Source organism: Microvirga soli, assembly GCF_016734765.1.
Lineage (GTDB): Bacteria > Pseudomonadota > Alphaproteobacteria > Rhizobiales > Beijerinckiaceae > Microvirga > Microvirga soli.
The window spans coordinates 1-630 of sequence record NZ_JAERQE010000168.1 but is presented as its reverse complement, the minus strand read 5'-3'; the positions used below and the strand labels follow the sequence as shown (position 1 = coordinate 630).

General features: G+C 64.8%; 2 protein-coding genes. Both read left to right on the top strand.

The window, feature by feature from the left end; translation table 11 throughout:
- The first annotated feature begins 87 nt into the window (after positions 1–87).
- Positions 88–354 carry a transposase gene (locus JKL45_RS30425; RefSeq protein ID WP_246499143.1) on the top strand — a complete coding sequence of 89 codons (267 nt, stop codon included), beginning with the start codon at positions 88–90 and terminating at the stop codon, positions 352–354.
- The gene (locus JKL45_RS30745) at positions 257–592 is read left to right on the top strand and encodes a transposase (RefSeq protein ID WP_312897061.1); all 336 of its coding nucleotides are present in this window, start codon (positions 257–259) and stop codon (positions 590–592) included. Before JKL45_RS30425 ends, JKL45_RS30745 begins: the two co-directional genes overlap by 98 nt.
- The last annotated feature ends 38 nt before the right edge of the window (positions 593–630 follow it).

Here is a 630-nt window from a genome sequence, read left to right as displayed (position 1 = left end):
GCCAGCGACCTCAATGATGCCGAGTAGGCGCTGCTCGAACCCCTTGTTCCCCGCAGCCATCCAGCGGGACGGCGGCAGACCTATCCGTTGCGCCGCATCGTCGATGCCATCTTCTATCTGCTGCGCACCGGCGCGCAGTGGCGGCGGCTGCCGCATGAGGATCTGCCCCGGTCTGCTGTCTTCTCCCAGTATTCGCAGTGGCGTGAGGATGGCACCTGGGAGCACGTGAACCAGGCTCTGCGCGAGAGCTACCGCCGTGCGATCGGCCGGTCTCCTCAACCGAGTGCGGCGATCATCGCCAGCCAGTCAGTCAAGACCACCGAGATGGGGACCGCCCGGATACAACGGCGGTAAGACGATCAAGGGCCGCAAGCGGCATCTGCTGGTCGACACCCAAGGCACGCTGCTGAAGAACAAGGTGCAGCCCGCCGACATCCATGCTCGCGCCGGAGCCGAACTCTTGTTGGAGGGTCTGCAGCATCTCTTCCCGGCCATCGAGCTGATGTGGGCCGACACCGCTTATCGTGGGCTGAAGGATGAGATTGTCCATCCCGCAGCATTGGTGGAGCGGCGGAACCTGGATGCGGGCTGACGCGGAGCCCCCGACGCGACGAGTGGCTTTCAGGTGCT